The following is a 6030-nucleotide window of genomic DNA, read 5'->3' as shown; positions in this document are numbered from 1 at the left end:
GTATTCGTATGCGTTGGCGTTGCCGCCGGGGATGGGGTCGGTGGAGAGGAAGCGTCCGGTGGTGGGGTTGTAGAGGCGGACGCCCATGAGGGTGAGGCCGGTGAGGGTTTCGGTGGAGCGTTGTTTTCCGCCGAGCCAGTCGTAGCGGGTGGTGGGCTGGCCGGGGCGGGGGTTTCCGTATTCGTCGTTGTCGAGGACGGTGGCGGGGATGCTGGTGTCGAGGGGCAGCTGCAGGGCGATGTCGCCGTGGAGGTTTTCCAGCTGCAGGATGGTGCCGCCGGTCTTGGTGGTGGTGGCGGCGAGGTTGCCGTCGAGGCCGTCGACGTTGCGGGTGATGTTTCCGGCGGTGTCTTCGGTGATGAAGCGGGGGTTGTCGGTGTCGGAGTCGTAGTGGTTGGTCTTGGTGGCGGTCTGGGTCCAGGTGCCGGCGTTGTTGGTCTCGGTGGTCCAGGCGCGCAGGCGCAGGTTGGAGTCGAGGGTCCAGGTCTGGCGCTTGGTGCCGGCGGTCTGCTGCTGGATGAGGTCGTTGGTGTAGTAGGCCAGCGTGGTGCCGGGCAGGGCGGTGGTGCGGCCGAAGGCGTCGTAGGTGTAGCCGGTGTTCACCAGACGGTCGGCGCTGTCGTAGGTGTAGCTGGTGGTGGTGGCTCCGGTGGTGGTGCAGTCGGCGTTGGGGGCCGCGGTGGCGGTGGCCAGCGTCTTGCGGTTGGTGTTCTTGTCGAAGGTGTAGGTGCGGGTGGTGCAGACGGCGTCGGTGCCGGTGTCCTGGACCTGGGTGAGGCGGCCGGTGGCGTCGTAGGTGTAGGCCTGGGAGGCGGTGACGCCGGGGGTGCCGGTGTGGGTGGCGACCTGGCCGTGGATGGTCTCGGTGTTGCTGTCGGAGACCAGGACGGTGCCGTCGCTGTCGCGGGTGTAGGTGCGGGTCAGGGGGGTGCCGGCCGGGTCCTGCTCCTGGGTCATGGTGTAGCCGCCGGGCAGGCCCTGGCTGATCAGGTCACCGTCGGCGTCGTAGCGGGCGGTGAGGGTGCCGGCGACGGAGTCGGTGACCGAGGTGAGAACACCGCGCGGGTCGATGCTGGTGTCGTAGGTGTAGGTGGTGGTGGACGGCACGCTGTCGGTGACGGTGATGGGCCTATCCAGCGCGTCGTACTGGGTGGTGGTGGTGGCGCCGTCCGCGTCGGTGTAGGACATCTCGCGGCCGAGCTGGTCGAACGCCTTGGTGATGGTGCCGCCGGCGGTGGAGGTCTGCTTGACGGCCTGGCCGCTGGCGCTGTCGTAGGTGGTGGTCACGGCCGGGACGGCGGTGCCGACCCCGCCGGTGACGGTGACCGTGGTGGGCCGGGCGGCGCTGTCGTAGCCGGTGGTGGTGGTGCGGGTGACACTGTTGGCGGTCTCGGTGACCTTGGTGACCTGCCCGAACAGGCCGTACTCGGTGGTCTTGACGGGCAGCTGGGCGGGGTTGGAGCCGCCGCCGGTGATGGCCGCGGCGGGCCCGCTCTGGCAGAGGGCGTCGGCCCACTCCGGGCGGCCGGCGCAGGCGCCGGTGCCGTCCGCGGTGTAGTAGCTGGTGACGGTGGCTCCGGCGTCGGAGCCGGTGGAGGCCGGCAGCGTCGTCTTGATGACGCGGCCCTGGTCGTCGTAGCTGGTCGTCGTGGTCAGCGCCAGACCGCCCGGGTCCTGGACGGTGCTGGTGGGCAGGCCCTTGACCCAGTCATAGCCGGTGGCGGTGACCCGCGCGTCGGCCGTCAGGTCGGGCCAGGAACGCGGCTGGGCGCCGATGGTCTCCTTGGTGACCTGGTCCTTGACCGTGGCGGTGCCGTCGGTGGGACGGCCCGCGTCGTACTCCTTGACCGTGTGCTGACGGGCCGTGATCTGGCTGCCCGCGGCGGCCAGGGTGGTCGTGCCGCTGGTCAGGTTCGCCGCCAGGGTGACCTTCTGCAGCGGACCGTAGGAGTCCGTCTCCCGGGTGCCGGTGGCGTTGAAGACGGACACCGAGGACAGCAGCTGGGCCCGCTCGGCCGTCGACAGGGCGTTGATGCCCAGGTCGGTCAGCTCGCTCTTCTGGGCGGTGGTGGTGCCCAGCGCCAGTTCACGGTTGGCCGCGCTCAGGGAGCGGACCGTGTTGCCGAAGGCGTCGTACTCGGTGACCGTGAGGTGGTTGCCGGGGGTGGCCTCGTTGACCTCGCGGCCGGAGGCGTCCAGGTAGTGGATGCCGGCCCGCTTGTAGTCGCCCGCCGCCAGGGTGGCGCCGTCGTTGGCCAGCGGCACCTGGTCCGCGGGGAAGACGGCGGTGGCGTCGGTCGGGGTGTCGGTCTGCCCCCACGAGGCGGTCGCGGTCGCGCCCAGGTCGTTCGGGGCGGCCGAACCGGTCAGCGGGACACCGTAGACCACGGTGGTGTCGGCGGTGCCGTTGGTCTGGCCGGCCGTGCCCGGGGTCAGCGTGGGGCGGGAAGCCTTCAGCAGCATGCCCGCACCGGCAGCCGGGTTGGATCCGGCCTGGCCGTAGGTGAACGTCCACGGCAGCTCACCGGGCGGGGTGAGCGTGATGACCCGGCCGGCGCTGTCGTAGGCGTAGGACGTCTTCAGGGCCGGGGAGATCCGGGGGTCCCAGGTCTCACGCAGCCGGCCGGCGTCGTCGTAGGAGTACTGCGCGACGGTGGTCGCGGTGGCCGTCGCGGCGCCCGGGGCGGTGGCCCACAGCTTGATCGCGGACACCTGGTCCTTGACGTCGCCGAACGCGACCGAGGTGGCGGTGGTGGCGGGAGCGTAGACGAACTCCAGCACCCGGCAGCCCTTGACCGACGGGTCGGCCTCACAGGTGGCCAGGGTCGTCGCCGTGGTCGCGGCGATGATCCGCTTGGGGCGGGCCAGGGTCTTGCCGCCCACACTCACCGCTTCGGAGACCACCTTGGTGGTGGAGTTCGCCAGTCCGTCGGACAGCGAGCTGGACACCGTCCACGTCGTCGCCGACGAGTTCACCTTGGTGAAGGTCGTCACCGTGCCGTCGGTGTCGGACAGGGTGAAGTCACCGGAGGTGAACGAACCCGTCAGGGTCAGATCCTCCGCGCCCGTCTCCGGGATCCAGCCGGTCTTGGCGGCATTCGACGTGAACTTGACCGTCGAGCCGTCGACGGCGGCCACGTCCAGCGAGGTGGCCGAGGTCTTGCGGATCTCGGTGTAGTCGGACTCGGTCGCCTCGGCGACCGTCCCGGACAGCCACTCCTTGCCGAAGATCGCCGCCTGGCCCTCCTGGCCGGCGCCGGCCTGCGGAGAACGGGAAGAGGCGGTGCGGGTCACCGTCATGCCGAAGAACGACGCGTCGGTGTCCGACAGGGTGTAGTCACCGGTCAGCAGGTTCACCGAGCCCGGACCGACGTCCTCGCTCGCCGCACCGTCGGCGGTGCGGTCCACGACCATGCCCACCGCATCGGAGGAGGCGGCGGCACTGTTGGGGCCGGTGAAGTCCGCGCGGATCTGCACGGCCCCGTCGGGGTTGACCGTGCTGGTGGCGTTCCAGGCCAGGCTCGGGCTCTTGCCCGCGCTCAGCGCGACCGGCCACGCGGCAAGCGGCTGCCCGCCGCTGGTGACGTCACCGGCCGGGATCGGCGTCCAGGTGTCGGCGTCACCGCGGCGCCAGGAGAAGGTGACATGGTCGAACTTCGAGCTGTCGGCCTCCGCCGTCAGCGGGACCCGGGCCGCGGTGCGGGTGCCCTCGTCCGGAGAGGTCACACCGCCGGGGCCGACGTGGAAGGTGTAGGAGACCGGCTCGGACTTGTTCTCCGCCTTGTCCGTGGCCCGCACCTGCAGGGTGTTGGTGCCCGCCTTCGTCGGCTTGATCGTCACCGTGACCGGCGTGGTGGTGCCACCGGTGGCCACCTTGGTCCAGGTGGTGCCGTCCAGCGACCACTCGATGCCGTTCTGGTCACCGGCAGGCGGCGTGATGGTGAAGTTGCCGGCCTGGCCCACGCCCTTGACCCACGCACTGCTCGGGTAGTCCGTCGACGTCACCGAGGTCGGCGCGGACGGGGCGGAGGTGTCGACCGTGAACACCGCGTAGTTGGACCAGCCGAGGTTGTAGCTGGTGCCGTCATAGGGGGTGGTGCGGAACTTGTAGGTCTTGCCGTTGGCCAGCAGACCCGCAGGCACCGTCACCGACGCCGGCTGCCCGGCCGGCACGAACGCCGAGGACAGGTTGGAGCCGACCTGGGTGCCGGTGGCGTTGTCGGCGATCTGGAAGAAGCCCTGCACCTTGTCGTTGTTCGGGTCCGCGAAGGTGTCCCGCAGCGTCGGCGTGAGGGTGTTGACGTACCAGGTGCCGCCCGTGTCCTTGAAGAACGGCGGGCCGGCCTGCTGGTCGGTGCCCGTGCGCGGCCGGTAGTTGTAGGTCACGACCAGCTTGGGCGGGTTGGACGCCGCGTTCGCGGAGTTCACCCGCTTCCACGGCAGGCTCGTGCTCTCATCCGTCGCACGCAGGCCCATGTTCGACGTCGCGTTCTTCGCCGACGCCCAGGTCTGGGCCAGGTTCGTCACATCCGCGCTGATCCAGCCGTCCGGCTGCGTGGAGCACCCCGCGTTGCCGGTGGTCGCCGTGGAGGTGGCGAACTTCTGGTTCCAGGCCGGCTGAGCCGTCCACCGCGAGGACGTCGTGGGCTTGCCGGTGTCCCACACCTCCCACGGGTAGGCCTTGCAGTCGGTGTTGCCCGAGTGGAAGTTCCACAGCGACAGCGTCGCCTTCGACACCAGCGCGTCAGCGAACGGCGCCGTGTTCCACGTGATGAACGACCGCGCCGTGCGCGGCGTGCCGTCCGCGTTCTTCGTCCCCGGGTTGCCCAGGTCCAGCTCGGTGTCGGCCGACCAGTCGACCGTCTCACCCTGCTGCACGTAGGTGTCGAAGACGTTGGACAGCGCGGCCGTGGACGGGTCCACGGTGACCGGGAACTTCGTCTTCGGATCGGCCAGGAAGGACGCGTCCGGGGTGAAGACCAGGTCGACCTGGCCCTTGTGCTGCACGACCTGCAGCTTCACCGGCGCCCGGTGGGTGTGCTCACCGGAGACCGGGTCCACGCTCGCGTCCCACATCACCGGAGCGGGCATCGTCGCCTGCTTCTTGCCCTTGGCGTCGGTGAACTCGACACTGCCGTCCGCCAGCTGCCTGACCTTCAGGCCCTTGGCCTTCAGCGGCAGCGTGTACGAGTAGCCGCCGGCGGCCGGCTTCTGCCGGATCTCGACGAACTGCTCGAAGCCGGTACGGGTCGCCTCCACGACCACGTCCGCACCGGGCACCGCGTCGGCATACGTGGCCCGGTTGCCCGACAGCTTCGGCTTCGGCAGACCGCCCTTCCACTGCAGCACAATCTGTCGATCGCCCTCACCGAGCGTCACCAGATCCCGGGCAGCGGCCTTCCCCGTGGCAGCCAGCGAGCGGGCGGCCGCCCCGCCACCCGCCGCAAGCCTCAGCCCGCGCGGGTGACCCTTGGGAGCCACGCTCCCGTCGCTTCCCTGAACCAGCGTCAGGTCCACCGGCTGCCAGGAGCCGTTCTCCTTGTACCGAACCGGACCCGCAGCCATCTCAGTCGTCAGTGAACCGTTGGGGTTCACCCACGTCGTGGAGGTCTCCGTACGCTCCGACAGCGCCTCCACCCGCTTGCCCGACAACCGGGCCGTCACCCGCGCCGACGCGATGTCGGCAGCCGAGCTCGCGTAGTGCTTCTGCTGCGGCGCCGACGCCGGCTTGTCCGACACGGCGATCGCGTCGGCACCCTCCAGCGCCGTCACAGCCATCGTCAGGGCCACCGACGCGGCTATTCGACGCGTCCACACACCCCTCGGATTCGGCCAGACGCTCCCGCGCCCAGACCTTTGTCTCTTACTCATTTCATCCCTAATTCGTTCACCCACTGCACGAGTTGCAGCTGTGGCGATCGAACATTAAGCGATCTTGAAACACCCCCAAAAGGTATAAAAGTGACCTGCACCATCTTTACGCCTTCAATACAAGCCCGTCTTTACCCAAGCCTTACTGAAGCACCGTCA

General features: G+C 69.6%; 1 protein-coding gene. It reads right to left on the bottom strand.

The window, feature by feature from the left end; all coding sequences use genetic code 11:
- Positions 1-5778, bottom strand: a 5778-nt coding sequence (locus C3489_RS37610; protein WP_103786628.1) for a DNRLRE domain-containing protein, incomplete at its 3' end; no start/stop codon positions are given.
- Positions 5779-6030 lie beyond the last annotated feature (252 nt).

Origin of the sequence: Streptomyces sp. Ru71 (assembly GCF_002920535.1) — a bacterium.
GTDB lineage: Bacteria > Actinomycetota > Actinomycetes > Streptomycetales > Streptomycetaceae > Streptomyces.
Note: the sequence above shows the minus strand (reverse complement) of the source record. Positions and strands in the feature narration are given on the sequence as shown.